Consider the following 19,357-nt stretch of genomic DNA (forward strand, 5'->3'; position numbering starts at 1 on the left):
TATTATGGACTCGCTTTTTTCAATACTCACCAACCCGGCTTTTTGGATTGCGTTGGTGCTACTTTATACACTCAAAAAAGGTATTCATTTTGTGCCGCAAAACAGGGGGTATGTCATATACCGCTTTGGTAAATACACCAAAACCCTCGGTTCGGGACTGAATTTTATTGTGCCTTTTGTAGAATCTGTTGAGGCAGATCGCAATCTTAAAGAGCAAACGTTGGTCATTCCACAGCAGTCCGCTATCACTAAAGACAATATCGCCATCATGATTGATGGTGTACTTTTTATTAAAGTCATAGATGCAGCAGCGGCAACCAACAATATCACCGATTACAAATTGGCTTGTACCCAGTTAGCCATGACCTCTATGCGCAATGCGATTGGTTCAATGGAATTGGATGACTGCTTTCAAAATCGCTCGGCAATTAACGCCAAAATTCAGGATGCCATGCAGTCAGCAACCCAGCCCTGGGGATTAATCGTATTGCGATTTGAGTTGTTGGAAATCGCAATTCCGCCGTCGATTAAAGAGGATATGGAAAAACAGATGACTGCAGAGCGCCAGAAGCGTTCGGCAATTCTTACTGCAGAAGGTGAAAAAATTGCGGCTATTACTACTGCAGAGGGGCAAAAGCAGGCACGTGTGCTGGATGCGGAAGCCGCAAAAGCAGAGCAGGTTCTGGCTGCAGAAGCGAGTAAAGAAGCCCAAATTTTAGAGGCGACCGGTAAAGCTGAAGCTATACGATTAGTTGCTATTGCGGAAGCAGAAGCCCTGACAACAATTGGTAAATCGGCCGCTACCGATGAGGGGCAAAAAGCGATCACCTTGAATTTGGCTCAGGGTGCAATTGCAGCGCACAAAGCCATAGCCCACGAGGGAACTGTCGTTCTTTCCGATGGTAAAACCAGTGACAATATAGTCAGTACTGTTGCGCAAGCCATGGCGGTTTCGTCGGCCATCAATTTATCGCACAGCCCGCGCAATAGTTAAAGGTGGGAAAAGTGACAAGCATTGTTGATTACTTTATGCAAAATCCTTCGCACCTTTTTTATACCATCACCGGCGTTTGTTTATTGTTAGAGCTGAGTGTGCTGGGAATGAGCGGCCCTTTGCTATTTCTATCGCTGGGCTCTTTGCTAACCGGCGTAGCGATTTCTTTGGGCGCAATCAATGGTTGGGAAATGGCGATTTTATCTCTGGGCTTACTCACTGCTGCGAGCGCATTATTCTTGTGGAAGCCCTTCAAGCGTTTTCAAAATTCAGCAGCGGCGGCTAACAACAGTAGCGATATGATTGGCCGCATTTTACCGGTCACTCAACAGGTGACCCTTGAGCAGGGCAGTGTTGCCTATTCTGGTATCGAATGGCAGGTACGCCTTAAAGAAAATGGTGAACCTATCGAGGCAGGACGGCGGGCGCGAGTCGTTGGAGTTGATGGGTCTCTATTGCTTGTGCAAGCTGAATAGCTTATGAAAACGGCGTTGGTTCTTTCGGGTGGCGGAGCGCGAGCTGCTTATCAAGTGGGTGTGTTGCAAGCTTTGGCGGAAGTGCTGCCCGACGAGCTGGAAAATCCCTTTCCGATTATTTGTGGTACATCAGCTGGGGCAATTAATGCCCTGGCGATTGCTGCGCACAAAGGCAATTTTAAATCAGCGGTAAATTCGCTGGCCTATGTGTGGCAAAACCTGGACATTGGTCAGGTATATCTGCACGGCTGGTGGGATTTATTTAAAGGTTTAAGTTTGCTGGGATTGTCGCTGTTTAACGAAGGTATGGGGCGCCGCCGCCCATTATCTTTGCTGGATAATTCACCGCTATGGAATTTGCTAGGTTCAGTAATTAATTTCGAAAACATTAACCACTCCATCCAAAGTGGAAAGCTACATGCGGTCAGTGTGTCTGCGATGGGCTACACATCGGGGCACAGTGTGAGTTTTTTTCAGGGGCATCCCGAGTTACAAAGCTGGTCGAGGCATCGTCGCAGTGGCGTAGCCACTGAGTTGCGTTTAGAGCATTTATTGGCTTCGTCGGCAATTCCAACTGTTTTCCCTGCAGTGCGTATTAACCGCGAATATTTTGGTGATGGCGCTTTGCGCCAGCTGGCACCGATTAGTCCGGCTCTTCATTTGGGGGCTGAATCACTGTTTGTAGTGGGGGTGAGTGGAAACCGTAGTGCCGCCAAAGCTAATCGCCGTGTTCCTCATCGCCACTCACCCTCTATGGGCCAGATTGTAGGTCACTTGTTTAACAGTGCGTTTGTGGATGCGTTGGAAGGTGACCTTGAGCATATGCAACGGATGAATGAGTTGCTGAACTTGATCCCTGAGGAAGTGCGTGCCCAGCAAGGTATTCAATTGCGCCCGGTAAATAATATGGTGATATCACCTAGTTATCCGATTGATGGTATTGCTGGCCGCAATGTGCGTTACCTGCCCAAAAGCCTGCGCTTTTTTATGCGCGCGACTGGTTCGACCGCGAAAGGTGGCGGTGCGACAGCAGCGAGTTATCTTTTGTTTTCCAAAGAATTTATTAACGAGCTCATGGAACTGGGGCGCGAAGATACCTTGGCCCAAGCCGATAACATTCGCGCATTTTTTGCAGCCAAATAAATCATAGGTATAAAAAACGCCGCTGATGCGGCGTTTATTTTTTACTGTTTAGGTGATATCTACTGCAGTCCATCAACCAATAGGGAAATGGCAGCCATGGCTTCTGGATCTTCTGCTTTAATCTTGTTGGCAATTTGATGCTGGAAGAAGTAGCGGAAACTTTCACTGGCTTGGGCTTCATAAAGTGAATCATCACCCGGAAGTACTGGCGTACTCACTACTTTGGCAGGGTCGCTGATCATGGCGTAAACGCTACCGTCATAATGCAGACACCAGCTCACTACTTCAACCAAAGCCAGGCGTTTGCTATCGGGTATTGCCAACACGGCGTGTGTGCCAATAGTGTCGGGTAACTCCTGGATAACGTCATCACCGTTTTCACATTCTACTTCGTAGTATTCAGCAGCCGTTTCAAGCTCAATCACCTTGTGCATCGGAGCTTCAAAAAACAGTTCATCGATGCCCGGATCGTAGTAACCCTCCCAGTGGCCATTGAGTGGATCACACAGGTCGGGGCAGGGGACTATGTCATTCAGCCAAGGAACAAGGCCAACTACATCGCCATTGGCACGCAGACCCCAGCAAAGGATTTTAAGGCTGTAAAGCTTCTCGGAGCTGGTATCGTTGGAGTAGAGCATTTCAAGCCCGTCCAGTTCAGGAGCCAGGCGGATAAAACGCTCATCGTGAAGTGCTGAGTAGGTCTTCTTCGTGAAGAGATCAACCACATTATCCATGTTGTGGCCAGTGTGCGAGGTCTTCATAATACCACCCCCTAAAGTGAGGCGAGCGCCGCATACAGCGGTGCCCAGACGATGGTTTTAAGGTCACCATCACTATATAAGGTATATGCTAAACCCCCAAATCACAACTGCTATGGGTAAAAATTTTATTCCATGCGTTTATGTCAGGCCGATTTTTAAGCTGGTCTATTTTTAACCTTCCGGTTTTTAAGCGAGTTTCCATGAAAATAGTTGCGGACGAAAACATCCCGCTGATTGAGGCCTTTTTTAATCCACTAGGTTCTGTTACCCGTTTACCTGGGCGCAGTATGACTGCAGCTGATATCAAGGATGCCGATGCCTTGATTGTTCGTTCAGTTACCAAAGTAAATGCCGATTTGCTTGCGGCCAGTAAAGTCTCCTTTGTTGGCACTTGTACTATCGGTGTGGATCATCTGGATCAAGACTATTTCGCGGCACATTCGATTGCCTGGTCCAGTGCCCCCGGTTGTAATACCAATTCGGTTGTTGAATATGTTTATGCCGCCTTGTGTCATTTGAATATCAATTGGTTGCCTGTGACTTTCGGTATTATCGGCTGCGGTAACGTGGGTGGCCTGCTTTATAAGCGGCTCAAAGCCCAAGGGGTAAAGTTACGTTGTTATGACCCCAATCTCAGCCTTGCGCAGAATCCGGATTTAACAACTTTGGAGGAGGTGCTGCAGTGCGATGTGATTAGCATGCACACACCACTGGTGACTGATGGGCCTTATCCGAGCTTTCACTTGTTGGGGCTTGACGAATTGCGTCAGTTAAAACCGGGAGCCGTGTTGATAAATTGTGGGCGCGGACCAGTGATTAATAATCAAGCGTTGCTTGAAGTTATTGCCGAGCGCGATGATTTGCGTCTGGTGCTCGATGTTTGGGAGCCCGAGCCTGATATATCCCTTGAATTATTGGACCGGGTGCTACTAGGCAGCCCTCATATTGCAGGTTACAGCTATGATGGGAAACTCAACGGCACAGAGATGATTTACCAGGCGCTGTGCAAACATATCGATAAAAAACCAAGCGCATCGCTTTCGCAATTGGTTCCTCCCATGGAAAACAATCTACTGACAGTCGATGAGTCGATTGTTGCAAACGGTGAAGTTTTTCAAATTGCCCAAGCGCTTATCAAACAAGTTTACGATATAGCCGCAGACGATGCGCGTCTGCGGAGCCTTGCGCAACAGGCTCGCGCAGGTGAGATAAATTTTGCGCAAGGGTTTGATGGTCTGCGCAAGCATTACCCAAAACGCCGCGAATTTCATAACTATCGAGTATCGCTTCCCGGTTTGGATGATACCGATAAAAATTGGTTAAAAGTCTTAGGGTTCAACTGTGTTTAAACTAGGTGTAATTGTTAACCCTTATGCAGGAATAGGCGGTAGCTTGGGGTTAAAAGGGTCGGATGGTGAAGCCATACGCACCCAGGCTTTGGCGAGTGGTGCAGAGCAACGCGCGTCACTCCGTATGCAGCGAACGTTGGAAATTATCAACAAACTCGAACAAAAAATTGAAATCATTTGTTTCGCAGGTGATATGGGGGAGACCGCAGCGAGAAATGCCGGTTTTTCGCCAGTTATTATTGGATCTGCCCAACATAATCCCAGTGAGGCTGAAGATACCTGCGCTGCCGCACGCGCACTGCTTGCTGAAAAAGTAGATTTGATTTTATTTGCAGGTGGCGATGGTACGGCACGTTTGATAGCCGATGTGGTAGGCACCAGCCAACCAGTGTTGGGTGTTCCCTCCGGGGTGAAAATGCACTCTGGTGTTTATGCTATTTCGCCAGAATCTGCAGCTGAAATTGTTAAACAATTACTAACAGGAGCGCTAGTGAATGTCGCAGAGTGCGACGTAAAAGATATAGATGAGGATGCGTTTCGCAATGGGCAAGTGCGTGCGCGTTTTTACGGAACCCTTTTGGTGCCAGAAGATTCCCGGCATTTACAGCAAGTAAAAAATGCGGGCACAGAGCGCGATGAACTGGCGCAGTTGGATATTGCCCAGGAAATGATTGATCACCTGCAAACAGATACGCTGTATTTGGTCGGGCCAGGTTCAACAACCCAAGTGTTTTTGCACGCATTAGGTTTGCAGGGAAGTTTGTTGGGTGTAGATATTTTATTAAATAATGAATTAATTGCGCTGGATGTCGGTGCGCCACAAATAGTGCAGCAGTTGAATAGTTTTTCCGGCCCGGTAAAAATGATAATCACCGCTATTGGTGGGCAAGGTCATATTTTAGGGCGGGGCAACCAGCAATTTACTCCGGAGATTGTGCGTCGAATTCGCAAAGAAAATATTTATATCATTGCCGCGCGCGGAAAAATCCTGGCGCTCGATGGTCGTCCTCTATTAGTTGATTCCAATGACCCGCAGCTGGATAAGGAACTAATTGGCTATTGGCCGGTTATATGTGGCTATCGCGACAGAGTTATCTATCCAGTGGGCTACCTACCAGGTGATCATTAATGCAAATTATTGTTGATCATTTAGCGGTTTTGGCTAAAAAAATGGCTGTAGCACCAAAAGTTGATGATGTCCTTGTTATTGATAGCCAGCGTATATTCCATGGGCGTGGGCGTTGTTTTTCGGGGTTGGAATTCGTCACTGTCGATTATTATCAACCGGTAATTCTGATTACACTTTTTGCTGAACCTCCTGTTCAATGGCTTGATAAATTAGTTGCTCACATCAAACCTATATTTGATTCATTGGCGACATGCCTGTTAGTTCAGCGTCGCTATTTGCCGCAGGCGCCCAGTGAGGTTCTTTGGGGAGAATTACCAAAGGAAATCTATGCGCAGCGCGGCAGTAGCCGTTTTTATTTGCATTTGGCGCAACAGCAAAATACCGGTTTCTTTTTGGATATGGAACCGGGCAGGTTGTGGTTGGAGCAGAATGCGGCGCATCGGCGAGTATTAAACCTGTTTGCTTATACCTGTGCGTTTTCAGTAGTAGCGATTGCTGCTGGTGCTGAAAAAGTCGTAAACGTAGATATGAGTCGCCCTGCATTAAACCTGGGGCGTGCCAATCATCAACTAAATGGCTTGGCAAAAGATAAAAGTGAATTTGTTGCTGAAAATATTCTGAAATCCTGGAGTCGTGTTAAAAAACCTGGTCCTTATGATTTGGTAGTGATAGATCCGCCGTCTTACCAAAAAGGGAGCTTTGTTGCAGAAAAGGATTATGCAAAGGTGATTCGCCGGCTGCCTGAATTGATGCCTGCGGGTGGTTTGGTGCTGGCTTGTTTGAATGCACCCGAATTAAGCGTTGCTTTTTTGCAACAACAATTTAGTGAGCAATGCCCTCAGGCAGAGTTTGTTGAGCGGTTACAACCTCACGCCGATTTTCCCGATGTGGAGCCGGAGCAGCAGTTGAAACTGTTGGTTTATAAAATTCCCGCCGCTTGATTCCAGACATAAAAAAACCAGCATTGCGCTGGTTTTTTTATGTTCGCATTTTCCATTTTTTACTGTGAATAACGCGAGAGGAAATCGCCAAAGCGATGAATGGCTTTAGTCAGATCATCTTCACGTGGCAGGAATACAATACGGAAGTGATCGCGATTGGGCCAATTAAATGCCGTACCTTGTACCAGCAATACTTTTTCCTGAATCAAAAAATCCAGCACCATTTGCTGATCATCTTTGATGTTGTACATATTCAAATCTATTTTGGGGAACAGGTACATGGCGCCGCGCGGTTTAACTGCGGACACGCCAGGAATATCAGCCAAAGCTTTCATCGCGGCGTCACGCTGATCACGTAAGCGGCCGCCGGGAATAATTAACTCGTTGATACTTTGGTAACCGCCCAGTGCGGTTTGCACGGCGTACATGGCGGGCACATTGGCGCAAAGGCGCATAGAGGCGAGCATTTCCAAGCCTTCTATATAACTGCGCGCGCGATGTTTTGCGCCGCTGATTACCATCCAGCCAGAGCGGAACCCAGCAAGGCGATAGGCCTTGGAAAGCCCATTAAAACTTACGCAGAGAACATCCTGTGCCAGTTTACCCATGGGGATAAACTCGGCATCGTCATAGAGAATTTTGCTGTAAATTTCGTCGGCAAAAATAATAAGGTTGTGGCGGCGCGCCAGTTCAACAATCGCTTCAAGTACGTCTTTACTGTAAACCGAACCTGTGGGGTTGTTGGGGTTAATCACTACAATGCCGCGAGTTTTATCGGTGATTTTGCTTTCGATATCGGCAAGATCCGGAAACCAATCGGATTGCTCATCGCACAGGTAGTGTCTGGCTTTGCCACCCGCCAAATTTACTGCAGCTGTCCAGAGTGGATAGTCTGGCGCAGGCACCAATACTTCATCGCCGTTATTCAGTAGGGCCTGCATCGCCATCACAATTAATTCGCTGGCACCATTACCAAGAAAAATATCTTCAATTTCCACACCGGGAACCTGCAGGCGCTGGCACTCTTGCATAATCGCTTTGCGCGCGGCGAACAAACCTTTGGACGCAGTGTAACCTTCGGCATTAGGCAGGTTGTAAATCACATCCTGAATAATTTCATCGGGCGCGGCAAAACCAAAGGGCGCAGGGTTGCCTATATTCAATTTGAGAATACGGTGGCCTTCTTCTTCAAGGCGATAGGCGTGCTCCAGTACGGGGCCGCGAATGTCGTAACAAACTCCATTGAGTTTGTCGGATTTCTTAATCGGGTTCATTTGCAGTAATATGCCTTGGATGCGGTCGTGCGTGATTGCGGTGGAAAAACGCCCAAATAATCGACCTTAACTAGTTGATCTGTCAAGGAAATCCTTATGGCTGATAACGAAAAATATAACAACGACTTCTGGCGTGAAAAACTCACCCCCGAGCAGTACCGGATTTGTCGCGAAAAGGGCACTGAACGCCCATTTACCGGCGAATATTGGCAAGAGTTCAGCGCGGGGGATTATCGCTGCCGCTGTTGTGGTGAACTGTTATTTGCGGCCGACACCAAGTTTGATGCTGGCTGCGGCTGGCCCAGTTTTTACGCACCGGTCAATAAAACGGTGATTCGTGAGCACTTGGATACCAGTCATGGTATGTATCGCACTGAGGTGGTATGTCGCAATTGTGATTGCCATTTGGGACATGTATTTACCGATGGCCCCGCGCCGACCGGTTTGCGTTACTGCATCAACTCTGCCTCTATCTTTTTTATACCCTCCGAGTCTTAAGCTGATGCCAGTGCTATACGCACTGGCCAGTTGCTTTTTTGCTTGCACATTTGTCTCTAAGCGTCTGATTTTGTAAACAAAGGTTAAATTTATCGGTTCGCCTTGTGTGCTTCTTATCCTTTGTTCATCTTGCTACGTATCGGCCCCAAGTATTTAATCAACGCTGTCTGTAGCAGCCGTCGCTTCAAAACCAACAACATAGCGGCGACGCTTTTCTGGAGAAAATTATGAGTAATCCATTGCCGTGTGGGACCCGCGGTAGCTTTTCCTTAAGCTTCATTTTGCTGGCCCTGGCGCTCTCGAGTCCAACATCATTGGCACAGGCGCCAGCCAAACCTACTGAAGTTATAGTGCAAGCCGTTAGCACCCTGGAGCTGACAACCCAAATCGAAGCATTGGGCAGTCTACGCGCCAATGAAACCATCACGCTTACGTCGAATGAAACTAAAAAAATTACCCGCATCAATTTCGATGATGGCCAGCGTGTAGAGCAAGGGCAAATATTGGTAGAAATGACCAGCCGGGAAGAATCAGCTTTATTGGAAGAGGCTCGCTTTAATGCGGATGAGGCGAAGAAACAGTTAGACCGTGTTCGGGAACTGGCAAAACGTGGAGCTGCCTCCCAGGCAGAGTTGGATCAACGTATTCGTGAATTTGAAGCCGCGCGTGCGCGCTACAACGCCACTGAGTCGCGATTGAAAGATCTGGTGCTGCTTGCTCCTTTTTCCGGGGTGGTAGGGTTGCGTCAAGTGAGTGTCGGTGCGTTAGTATCACCCGGTAACGCTATTACTACGTTGAATGATGATTCAAAGATGAAATTGGATTTCACGGTGCCGGCGGTATACCTGCGCAACCTGCATCAAGGTTTACCTATCGTTGCGAAGAGTCGCGATTTGGGTGATAAAGAATTTGAAGGGGAAGTCGTCAGTATCGATAACCAAATCGATGAAGTGACCCGTGCGATCAAAGTGCGCGCGCTGCTAGATAATAAAAATCATGAATTGAAACAGGGTATGTTAATGCTGGTGGATTTAAAAGCATCCTCACGCAATGCCTTGGTTATTTCTGAGGCAGCATTGGTGCCGCAGGCGAGTAATAATTTTGTATTTGTGATGAATGAAGTAAATGGTGAATCCATCGTAGAGCGGCGCCAAATTACCATTGGTGAACGTTTGCCTGGAGCTGTTGAAGTATTGAATGGTTTATCCGCACAGGAAAAAGTTGTTACGCATGGATTGCAAAAAATTCGCCCCGGACAAAAAGTACAAGTGCTCGCAGAGGAAAAACCGTTTGCCGAGCATGCAGGTGAAAAGTCGCACCTGTCCGACTTGATTAAATCTGCGAAAAACTGAGGGCCATTGCTATGATGCTCTCGGATATTTCTGTCAAGCGGCCGGTGTTTGCGTCGGTACTCTCCATACTACTTATCGCCTTTGGCATAGTTGCTTTTGAGCGCTTAACCCTGCGCGAATACCCCAACATAGATCCGCCGGTTGTGTCCATTCGCACCACTTATCCGGGTGCGGCAGCCAATATTGTGGAAACACGAATTACCAAAGTCATTGAAGATCGCATCTCCGGTGTTGAAGGGATTCGCTACATAGAGTCATCAAGTGAAAATGGTATTTCCAATATTATTGTGCAATTTGATACTGGCCACGATATGGATGCTGCCGCAAACGATATTCGCGACCGTGTATCCAGAGCTGTGCCGAATTTGCCAGATGAAGCAGAGCCGCCTGAAGTTCAAAAAGTCAGTTCTGATGAAGATGTGATTTTGTGGTTCAACTTTGCCGTCGAAAACATGACTATGCCGGAGCTTTCTGATTATGCCCAACGGTATTTAGTTGATCGCTTTTCAGTGATTGATGGCGTTGCGCGCGTGCGCATTGGTGGCGAGCAGCGCTACGCAATGCGCGTTTGGTTGGATCGTCGCGAATTAGCGGCACGCAATCTCACCGTGAACGATGTTGAAGCGGCATTGCGCGCGGAAAATATCGAATTACCTGCAGGCAGTATTGAATCCCTTGAACGACAATTCACGGTGCGTATGGCGCGCTCTTATCGCACGGTGGATGAGTTTAGTCGTTTGGTCGTGCGGCGCGGTGAGGATGGACACCTGACGCGTTTGGGTGACATTGCCAAAGTGGAAAAAGGCACCGAAGAAGATCGCAATTTATTTCGCGGCAATGGTGTAACACAAGTTGGTATAGGAATTGTTAAACAATCTACCGCTAACACCATTGATGTGGCGCGCGGTGCAAAAGCTGAACGCGATAAAATTAATGCCATTTTGCCCAAGGGAATGAGCCTGGAGGACAGCTACGACAGCTCAGTGTTTGTTGAGCGCGCTATTCACGAAGTTTATATAACCCTCGCCATTGCCATAGGCTTGGTGGTATTGGTGATTTATTTATTTTTGGGCAGTATTCGCGCCATGCTGGTACCTGCAGTCGCAGTGCCTGTGTCAATTATCGCTACCTTTACTGTACTCGCCGCCTTGGATTTCTCTGTCAATATGCTCACGCTTTTGGCATTGGTGCTGGCAATTGGTTTGGTGGTGGACGATGCGATTGTTGTTTTGGAAAATATCGTCCGGCATATAGAGGAGAAAGGTAAAACGCCCTTGTTGGCTGCAGTGGATGGGGCGCGAGAGGTAGGTTTTGCGGTCATCGCTACTACTTTGGTATTGATCGCTATTTTTGTGCCGATTATTTTTCTCAAAGGTGATATAGGGCGATTATTCTCTGAATTTGCTATCACCATGGCTGCGGCAGTGGCCTTTTCATCGCTGATTGCGTTAACGCTATCGCCAATGCTTGCTTCTAAAGTGTTAAAGCGAAATGAAAATAAAAATAATTTTGTTGAAAAAATCAATTCTGGAATGCTGCGTTTGCGTCTGCGCTATCAAGACTCGATCCATTTTTGTTTGCGTCATACCAAAGCGGTCGTTGTAATTTTCGCGTTGCTTATTCTGGCGATGTTTTATGTCATAAAAGCTTTGCCCTCGGAGTATGCGCCACGCGAAGACCGCGGCACCTTTTTTGTGATGGTGAATGGCCCCGAAGGTGCCAGTTATGCCTACATGGAAGAGTACATGACTGAAATTGAAAACCGCATGATGCAATACGTGGATGCCGGGGAAATTAACCGTTTGATGGTGCGTGCCCCGCGTGGTTTTGGCGCAGTGGAAAGCTTCAATTCGGGCATGATCATCGCGGTGATGAACGATTGGAATAAACGTAGGGATGCTTTTGTGGTAATGGAAGAAATTCGCCAGAAATTAGCGGATTTACCTGGTGTAACCGCTGCGCCGGTGATGCGTCAGGGGTTCGGTTCACAAGCGCAAAAGCCAGTGCAATTTGTGCTGGGCGGCGGCACCTATGCGGAGTTGGCAGAGTGGCGTGATATTTTGCTGGAAAAACTTGAGCAAAATAATCCCGGCCTCACGGGTATTGATTGGGATTACAAAGAAACCAAACCACAAATTGAAGTAGTGATAGATACAAATCGTGCTGCTGATCTGGGGGTGAGTGTTAACAACATCGGCCGCACACTGGAGGCAATGTTGGGGTCGCGCCGTGCTACAACCTATATTGACGATGGCGAAGAGTACGATGTCATTATGCAAGGTGAGCGTCATGAGCAACGTACCACTACCAGTCTGCAAAATATGTATGTGCGTTCCGAGCGCAGTGGCGAATTGATTCCACTGGCGAATCTGGTGACCTTAAAAGAAACAGCAGATGCAAGCCGTTTGAACCGTTACAACCGTATGCGCGCTCTCACCATAGAGGCTAATCTTGCAGACAATTTGGCATTGGGTGATGCACTGGCTCATTTAAACGGTTTGGTGCGTGATCATTTGCCACCAACAGCCATGGTTGATTACAAAGGGCTGTCGCGGGATTTTCAAACAGCGGGCGGTTCGATTATGTTTATTTTCCTATTGGGAATTTTAATCACCTTCCTGGTGCTTGCTGCGCAATTTGAAAGTTACATCCATCCTTTTGTCATAATGTTAACGGTACCGCTCGCGATTTTTGGTGGCATGCTGGGGCTTTATTTAACCGGCAGTAGCCTTAACCTTTATTCGCAGATTGGTTTGATTATGCTGGTGGGACTGGCAGCAAAAAATGGCATTCTTATCGTGGAATTTGCCAACCAGTTACGCGATAGGGGCGTGGAGTTTCAGACAGCCTTGCTGGAAGCTTCTTCAGCGCGGTTACGCCCAATTTTAATGACCAGCTTAACCGCTGTTGCCGGTGCAATTCCCTTGGTGATCTCGTCGGGTGCCGGCGCAGAAACGCGTTTTGTAATTGGTACTGTGGTTATTGCCGGTGTAATTGTCGCCACTATTCTCACGCTGTTTCTGGTGCCTGTTGCCTACAATCTGCTTGCGCGCAACACCGGTTCACCGGGTGATGTTGCCCGCCAGCTAACGCAGGACCAGGCGCACTACAGCGGTGAGGATGATTAATGTCAGCTAACAAGAGCGCTAGTCACTAGCGCTCTTGTTCGTTAGTATTCGCGTGCAGTAAAAATAAAAAGTAAAACAAAAAGTAAAAATATCTGTTTTCGGCAAATATCCGGTTAACCTTTATTGTTTCCTACTGTTAACTTTCGCCTAAGAGGCGCGGCAATATGATTGCTGCGGATTGCTATGAAATTTCTCCTGTTTATTTTTTCCTGCCTTGTTTTTGTAGTTGCTTGTACAGCCTCCAATACTAAAGATACAAATGAAACTTCCTCCGTGTTGTGGAAGCTGGATTCAGTAGCAACAATTGGTGATAAAAACCTGACTGTATTGGGTAATCCACAGGTGGTTAAGTCCACTTTGGGTAATGTGGTTCGTTTTGATGGGGATGGCGATCGCTTGTTAGTAGATGCCAATCCACTTGGCACTGCGCAGGCATTTACTATTGAAATAGTATTTAACCCTGCTGATGCTTATCCCAATAATGTTGAGCCACGTTTTTTCCATATTGAAGCAGAGGATAATCCCAATCGCCGCTTAACCATTGAGTTGCGGTTGAACGATAAAAAACAATGGTATCTGGACGCTTATATCAAGTCAGAAACCTCGCAGTTTACGTTGATAGATTCCTCCCTAGTTCATCCTATAGGTCAGTGGGCACATGCTGCGGTTACTTATCAGCAAGGCGAGTTTGTGTCCTATGTGAATGGGGTAAAAGAATTAACCGGACAGGTAGAATATTTACCTATTGCGGCTCATGGAAAAACATCCATAGGTGCGCGAATGAATCAAGTACATTGGTTCAAAGGTGATATAGCTTGGGTAAAAATTACACCGCGAGTGCTTATGCCGCAGGAATTTACCTTGCTCAAATAAGATGAAAATAAGACTAGAATAAAGCGCAATAAAAAAGCCGCTGATGCCAATAGCACAGCGGCTTTTTTTGTAGTGTGTTTTGCCGTACAGATTGATTAGCGCTGGATTTTGGCGCTCAGGAACTCAACAATCCCGGTGGCGGGAATTTCCTGTTTTTCGGCATCGCGACGACCTTTGTATTCAATATTTCCTGCTTCCAAGCCGCGGTCGCCGATAACAATACGATGTGGTATTCCCATTAAATCCGTGTCGGCCAGCATTGCACCCAAGCGTGCTTTTTCATCATCCATTAGCAGCACATCAAAGCCGGCTTTAGTCAGTGCGGCATAGATTTCTTCAGCTTTGTTGGCGACAGCTTCTGATTTACTGATGTTAATAGGCACAATGGCTACATGGAAAGGCGCAATAGCATCCGGCCAAATAATGCCGTTGTCATCAAAGTTTTGTTCTATGGCTGCAGCAACCACACGTGTTACACCAATACCGTAGCAACCCATGATCATGGTTTGCTCTTTACCATTTTCATCCAGCACCCTGGCTTTCATCGCCTCAGAGTATTTAGTGCCCAGCTGGAAAATATGACCAACTTCTATACCGCGTTTTATTTCCAGTGTGCCCTTGCCGCAAGGGCTAGGGTCACCAGCAACCACGTTGCGAATATCAGCAACCAAGGGCGCTTGTTCATCGCGCTCCCAGTTAACGCCAGTTAAATGGAAACCGTCTTTGTTGGCACCGCAAACGAAATCGGCAAGGTGTGCTGCCGAGTGATCAACAATAACCGGAATTTTCAAACCTACCGGTCCAATAGAACCTATACCTACACCCAACTCCTCTTTAATACGAGCTTCCGGTGCCAGAGTAAGAGGTGCTGCAATACCTGTTAATTTTTCGGCTTTGATCTCATTGAGTTCATGATCACCACGCAACACCAATGCAACCAAGGGTTGGGTTTTATCGGCGCGAACTTCGCCAAGTACTATCAGTGTTTTTACCGTTTGTTGCGGGCTAACTTTTAAGAACTCGCAAACTTCTTCAATGCTGTGCTTACCTGGTGTTGCCACTTCTTGCATTAAATGTTGTGGTGCAGGGCGCGGTGTGGCGGGTGGCAAGGCTTCGGCCTTTTCGATATTGGCCGCGTAGTCACTGGCGTTGCTGAAGGCAATATCGTCTTCACCACTGTCGGCCAGCACGTGGAACTCATGGGAAAATGCACCGCCAATAGAACCTGTATCGGCCAATACCGGGCGGAACTCCAAACCCAAACGTGTGAAAATACTGCAGTAAGTAGCATGCATTACATCGTAAGTTTGCTGCAGTGACTCAGTGCTGTTATGAAAGGAATAGGCATCTTTCATAATAAATTCGCGTGAGCGCATGACACCAAAGCGTGGGCGAATTTCATCGCGGAATTTGGTTTGGATTTGGTAGAAATTTGCCGGTAATTGTTTGTAGCTTTTGATTTCGTTACGAATTAAATCAGTAATTACTTCTTCATGGGTTGGGCCGAGGCAAAAAGGGCGATCATGGCGATCACTCATGCGCAGTAGCTCGGGGCCATATTGTTGCCAGCGCCCGGACTCTTCCCACAGTTCAGCAGGTTGAACCACAGGCATTAACACTTCCATCGCGCCGGATTTATCCATCTCTTCGCGAACGATTCGTTCAACTTTGCGCAACACGCGCAAACCCATAGGGAGCCAGTTGTATAAACCAGACGCGGATTTGCGAATCATGCCTGCACGTAACATCAGCTTATGGCTAATGACTTCTGCATCTGATGGGGTTTCTTTAAGGGTGGCAATTAAAAATCGACTGGAACGCATAGTTATGGCTTCTTGATGGCTATAATGGGTTTTAAAGCTGCCTATTCTACGGCGGATACAGGTATTGGTATAGCGCCCCGTGACGCTCCAGGAGCGACACTGAGGCTGTGGCATTGGTCTATAAAAGGATAACAACTTATGTTTGAACTTCATCCCCGCCTTGCGCAAGACTCAGTCGTTATCGGTGAGTTTGACTTGTCGCTGCTATTGCTTAGCCGCGACGCTAATTACCCCTGGTGTATTTTGGTTCCTAAGCGCGAAGAGGTTTTCGAAATTCACCATTTGAGTGAGGACGAGCAGCTGCAATTGATTCGCGAGTCGTGCCGTCTTTCAGAGGTAATGACCAGTGTGTTTGATGCCGATAAAATGAACGTGGCAGCATTAGGCAATGTTGTGCGTCAGTTGCATGTTCACCATATAGCGCGCTTTACCGATGACCCGGCCTGGCCCCAGCCTATTTGGGGTAAATTGCCAGCCAAAGATTACTCCGAAGCGGAATTTGCTGAACGAATCAAGCGTTTGCAAAATGCCTTGGTGGGTGAGGGGTTTAGAGTTATTTAGTAACCGGTGGATTGGTAAGCAATAAGGCTGATGTGATTTCTCTAAAACAAAAACCCCGCATTAGCGGGGTTTTTTATTGCTGGAAGAAACGCTGTAATTAAACAGCAAATTCTTTCAGCTTTTTCAATGGGCGTACTTTTACTGAAATACTGGCAGGCTTGGCTTTGAAAACCACTTCTTCTTTAGTGAAGGGGTTAATACCTTTGCGTGCTTTGGTGGCAGGCTTTTTCACGGTGGTAATTTTCAGCAGGCCAGGCAAAACAAATTCACCTACGCCTTTTTTCTTGATGTGGCCTTCAATGACATTGGTCAGCTCGTCCAATACTGCTTGAACTTGCTTTTTGCTCAACTCGGTAGCATCAGCAATTTGCTGCAACATTTGGGTTTTATTTTGGCGCTCGGCGATGGGCTTAACTACAGCAGGGGCCGCTTTAGCAGCAGGGGCTTTTTTAGCAGCTGGTTTTGCTGCGGGCGCTTTTTTAGCGGCTGCTTTAGGTGCAGCTTTTGGAGCTGCTTTGGCAGCAGGTGCTTTTTTAGCTGGCGCAGCTTTTGCGGCTGCAGGTTTTTTAACGGCCATATTTATTTCCTTGTGTAAGTTCATCAACCTGAGGTTGGGTCAGTGTTTTTTAATTACGCGTGAATAAAAACCCCTGTATTTATAGGCTTTGTGGCGCCTTAATACGGATTGACGCTATATATATAGGATTAAAAACGAATCGGCAACAGAAAATGCCTTGGTTTTAGGGCTAAAAGTGCTTTTTTTTCAGGCTGTGACTTTTTGCCCTGGTTTTTATTGTTTTGAAGGGAATAACCAAAGGCTCACAGAAAGAATTGCTGGAGTTCCGGCTCTGTTTCGGCGTATTGCCAAAGGTAGTTGAATTCTTCCCGAAGCGGTTTTACTTCGCCTGCCGCTGCAGCGTTATAAAAGCCGCGATAATAACTGTCGTTATTTTTGTAAAGCAGTAGGCGAGTATCGCCCAGCATAAAACCCATCTCTTGATTGTTGGGTTGTTGCGTTATTTTTCGCAGCTGGATTTTGGAGGACAAGCGCTGCGTTAGCTTTAGCAATGGGTGGCCAGACTCGATGGCTCGCTTGGTGCTTTTTACCAGTATTTGCATTTGGGTGTGCCGGCTTGAGCGCACAAAGTTAGAGATCACTTGCACGAATTCACTGGTGCCGTAAACCGGCTCATCCAATTCATGACTGAGAATGGCAATCTGCCGGTGGCATTGCGCCCCCAGTTTCAAACTGTATTGGCAAAAATCTTCCAAACCATCAAGTAACCACAGGTCTTCACAAACAGCAGATTGCTCAGCCATTTTGGTTGCCCTCCGGGTGGAAATACATAGTGATATGAGGAATGCCGGCATCCATAAATTCCTCACCGCGAGTAATAAAACCCAGTCGTTGATAAAACCCTTGGCGTTCAGTTTGGGCGTGCAGATAAATTTCCCGTTCAGATGCGGCAGCGCGGCAATGTTGGATAATAAATGCCATCAGTTGGCTACCAATACCGCAACCACGATAGGGCTCAAGTAGCGCAACCCGGCCAACATGAAAGCGCGGCGCTCCCTGCTCATTATGTTCATTCAAAAGGCGCGCACAGCCTATGGCAAAATCATTCGCTTTTTCATCTGTTGTCACCACTAGAAAATGAGTGGCTTGGTCATCCAATCCGTCCCATTCATCGGATTCGTTTACGGCTTGCTCCTGCATAAAAACCCGTATACGAATATCCATAAGCTGGTGTTGATGAGTTTTCCAGTCGGTCTTTATTATTTTGTGGTTCATTCTTCACCTTGTGATGGGCTTTGCCAGAGCTTCGCCCATCGCGTGTTAATTGGTGGGGAGTTATTCGTCCACCAACAAGGTTTCCTGATTGATAAGTTGGGTGATAGTGGCGCGGTCTTGCGGGTCTTGCACCAGGCTTTTTAACTCTCTCCAACTAATTTCTACTTCACTGCTGATCAGTTCAGCCAAAGCGCGCGAGCAGCACATGACTTCACCATCTGCAAACAACATAGTGCCTTTGCTGTCGCTATGAAAAGCGATGCGAGCAGCGGGGTGGCGCCACAAGAGTTCGCCATCGGCGAGCGCGGACTGCCATTCGTCTGCATCAATGTCCAGCGGCTCTTCGTCGGTTTGTTCCAAATATTTGCGCTCAGTCATGAACTTGCCAAACCAATGCGCAATATTTTCGTTGGTCAGGTGTTGCAGAATAATACTGCGTACTTGTTCTATAGCCTTGTCGTTGATTTCGCCGGGGTTGGTCTGCAGGGTTAAATCCGGGTCGCTGTAACGCAGGTCATCGACAATCGAGAGTGCAATCTCCTGGCCTGCTTCAGCAATAATATCCGCATGGCTCGGCGCGCGGAATCCGATGGAGTAAGTCATGCAATCATCGCCCTGGGCATTACCCCAGTGGGCGATTCCCGGTGGGATATACAGCATGTCGCCCGGTTCCAGAACCCATTCATCGGTAGTGTGGAATTCGCTCAGGATTTTCAGGCGTGTGCCTTCAACCCGCGGCGAATTGTTGTCGCACATTTGTCCCAATTTCCAATGGCGTTTGCCCAAACCTTGTAGCAAAAAAACATCGTAATAATCAAAGTGCGGGCCGACACCGCCCTGATCGGGTGCGTAGCTGATCATAATGTCATCCAGCCGCCAGCTGGGGATAAAGCGGAAGTAATCGAGCAGTTGATTTACTTCAGGTACAAATTGGTCGACAGCTTGTACAAGCAAAGTCCAACGCTTCTCTGGCAAAGCCTCGAATGTTTTTTCATCGAATGGGCCGTTGCGCAATTCCCAAGGTGTTTCGCCTTGCTCTAGTACTATGCGCGATTCAACTTCTTCTTCCAGTGCCAAGCCTGCCAATTCATCAGGCGTTAACGGTGATTCAAAACCGGGGAAGGCGTTGCGAATCAACAGTGGTTTTTTTTGCCAGTAGTCGCGCAGGAATTCTTCGATTGGCATATCGCCAAGGTGGGTTAAAGGTGCTGTCATGGTTAATACCTACAAATAAAATGAATCGCAAAAATAAGGGCTCATTAA

Annotated in this window: 18 protein-coding genes; 11 read left to right on the top strand and 7 right to left on the bottom strand. The window is 47.4% G+C overall.

The window, feature by feature from the left end; translation table 11 throughout:
- Positions 1-4: 4 nt before the first annotated feature.
- From ACFODX_RS13570 to ACFODX_RS13580, 3 genes are read left to right on the top strand one after another with little or no spacing between them, the layout of a single operon-like run.
- A complete protein-coding gene (locus ACFODX_RS13570) occupies positions 5-994 on the top strand; it encodes an SPFH domain-containing protein (RefSeq protein WP_378119990.1) in 990 nt (329 codons plus the stop codon).
- 11 nt (positions 995-1,005) lie between these two features.
- Positions 1,006-1,470, top strand: a complete 465-nt coding sequence (locus ACFODX_RS13575; protein ID WP_378119993.1) for an NfeD family protein — start codon at positions 1,006-1,008, stop codon at positions 1,468-1,470.
- Between the two features lie 3 nt (positions 1,471-1,473).
- On the top strand, positions 1,474-2,613 hold the full coding sequence (locus ACFODX_RS13580) for a patatin-like phospholipase family protein (protein ID WP_378119995.1): 1,140 nt from the start codon (positions 1,474-1,476) through the stop codon (positions 2,611-2,613).
- Between the two features lie 59 nt (positions 2,614-2,672).
- Here ACFODX_RS13580 and ACFODX_RS13585 read toward each other — a convergent pair whose 3' ends face one another.
- Positions 2,673-3,374, bottom strand: a complete 702-nt coding sequence (locus ACFODX_RS13585; protein WP_378119997.1) for a hypothetical protein — start codon at positions 3,372-3,374, stop codon at positions 2,673-2,675.
- Between the two features lie 200 nt (positions 3,375-3,574).
- Between ACFODX_RS13585 and ACFODX_RS13590 the strand changes: the two genes are divergently transcribed.
- Genes ACFODX_RS13590 through ACFODX_RS13600 form a run of 3 tightly spaced genes read left to right on the top strand, consistent with a single transcriptional unit; the run spans position 3,575 to position 6,793 of the window.
- Positions 3,575-4,723, top strand: coding sequence for a 4-phosphoerythronate dehydrogenase (locus ACFODX_RS13590; protein ID WP_378119999.1), 1,149 nt, complete (start codon positions 3,575-3,577; stop codon positions 4,721-4,723).
- A complete protein-coding gene (locus tag ACFODX_RS13595) occupies positions 4,716-5,852 on the top strand; it encodes an ATP-NAD kinase family protein (RefSeq protein WP_378120001.1) in 1,137 nt (378 codons plus the stop codon). Before ACFODX_RS13590 ends, ACFODX_RS13595 begins: the two co-directional genes overlap by 8 nt.
- On the top strand, positions 5,852-6,793 hold the full coding sequence (locus ACFODX_RS13600) for a class I SAM-dependent methyltransferase (protein WP_378120003.1): 942 nt from the start codon (positions 5,852-5,854) through the stop codon (positions 6,791-6,793). The genes ACFODX_RS13595 and ACFODX_RS13600 overlap by 1 nt, the downstream gene beginning before the upstream one ends.
- A gap of 59 nt (positions 6,794-6,852) precedes the next feature.
- Here the strand turns inward: ACFODX_RS13600 and ACFODX_RS13605 are convergent, their stop codons facing one another.
- Positions 6,853-8,067, bottom strand: a complete 1,215-nt coding sequence (locus ACFODX_RS13605) for a pyridoxal phosphate-dependent aminotransferase (protein WP_378120005.1) — start codon at positions 8,065-8,067, stop codon at positions 6,853-6,855.
- Between the two features lie 96 nt (positions 8,068-8,163).
- Here ACFODX_RS13605 and msrB point away from each other — a divergent pair, with 96 nt between their 5' ends.
- From msrB to ACFODX_RS13625, 4 genes are all read left to right on the top strand, one after another.
- Positions 8,164-8,565 carry a peptide-methionine (R)-S-oxide reductase MsrB gene (gene msrB / locus ACFODX_RS13610; RefSeq protein ID WP_378120008.1) on the top strand — a complete coding sequence of 134 codons (402 nt, stop codon included), beginning with the start codon at positions 8,164-8,166 and terminating at the stop codon, positions 8,563-8,565.
- 227 nt (positions 8,566-8,792) lie between these two features.
- Complete coding sequence (locus ACFODX_RS13615) at positions 8,793-9,917, top strand: efflux RND transporter periplasmic adaptor subunit (RefSeq protein ID WP_378120010.1); 1,125 nt, start codon at positions 8,793-8,795, stop codon at positions 9,915-9,917.
- An 11-nt stretch (positions 9,918-9,928) separates the two neighbouring features.
- Entirely contained in the window at positions 9,929-13,045 is a 3,117-nt protein-coding gene (locus ACFODX_RS13620; protein ID WP_378120012.1) for an efflux RND transporter permease subunit, read from the top strand.
- Between the two features lie 183 nt (positions 13,046-13,228).
- On the top strand, positions 13,229-13,918 hold the full coding sequence (locus ACFODX_RS13625; RefSeq protein ID WP_378120014.1) for a LamG domain-containing protein: 690 nt from the start codon (positions 13,229-13,231) through the stop codon (positions 13,916-13,918).
- A 95-nt stretch (positions 13,919-14,013) separates the two neighbouring features.
- On the opposite strand, the gene ACFODX_RS13630 is transcribed toward ACFODX_RS13625, so the two are convergent.
- Positions 14,014-15,741, bottom strand: a complete 1,728-nt coding sequence (locus ACFODX_RS13630) for a proline--tRNA ligase (protein WP_378120017.1) — start codon at positions 15,739-15,741, stop codon at positions 14,014-14,016.
- A gap of 138 nt (positions 15,742-15,879) precedes the next feature.
- Here ACFODX_RS13630 and ACFODX_RS13635 point away from each other — a divergent pair, with 138 nt between their 5' ends.
- Entirely contained in the window at positions 15,880-16,302 is a 423-nt protein-coding gene (locus tag ACFODX_RS13635; RefSeq protein WP_378120019.1) for an HIT domain-containing protein, read from the top strand.
- A 97-nt stretch (positions 16,303-16,399) separates the two neighbouring features.
- Here ACFODX_RS13635 and ACFODX_RS13640 read toward each other — a convergent pair whose 3' ends face one another.
- From ACFODX_RS13640 to ACFODX_RS13655, 4 genes are all read right to left on the bottom strand, one after another.
- Positions 16,400-16,879 carry an HU family DNA-binding protein gene (locus ACFODX_RS13640; RefSeq protein WP_378120021.1) on the bottom strand — a complete coding sequence of 160 codons (480 nt, stop codon included), beginning with the start codon at positions 16,877-16,879 and terminating at the stop codon, positions 16,400-16,402.
- Positions 16,880-17,121: 242 nt separating this feature from the next.
- The gene (locus ACFODX_RS13645; protein ID WP_378120023.1) at positions 17,122-17,622 is read right to left on the bottom strand and encodes a DUF7931 domain-containing protein; all 501 of its coding nucleotides are present in this window, start codon (positions 17,620-17,622) and stop codon (positions 17,122-17,124) included.
- Positions 17,615-18,094: a GNAT family N-acetyltransferase gene (locus tag ACFODX_RS13650; RefSeq protein ID WP_378120025.1), complete on the bottom strand. Its 480-nt coding sequence runs from the start codon at positions 18,092-18,094 to the stop codon at positions 17,615-17,617. The genes ACFODX_RS13645 and ACFODX_RS13650 overlap by 8 nt, the downstream gene beginning before the upstream one ends.
- Positions 18,095-18,154: 60 nt before the next feature.
- Entirely contained in the window at positions 18,155-19,309 is a 1,155-nt protein-coding gene (locus ACFODX_RS13655) for a ribosomal protein uL16 3-hydroxylase (protein ID WP_378120027.1), read from the bottom strand.
- Positions 19,310-19,357: the final 48 nt, after the last annotated feature.

Source organism: Cellvibrio fontiphilus, assembly GCF_042646205.1.
Taxonomy (GTDB): domain Bacteria; phylum Pseudomonadota; class Gammaproteobacteria; order Pseudomonadales; family Cellvibrionaceae; genus Cellvibrio; species Cellvibrio fontiphilus_A.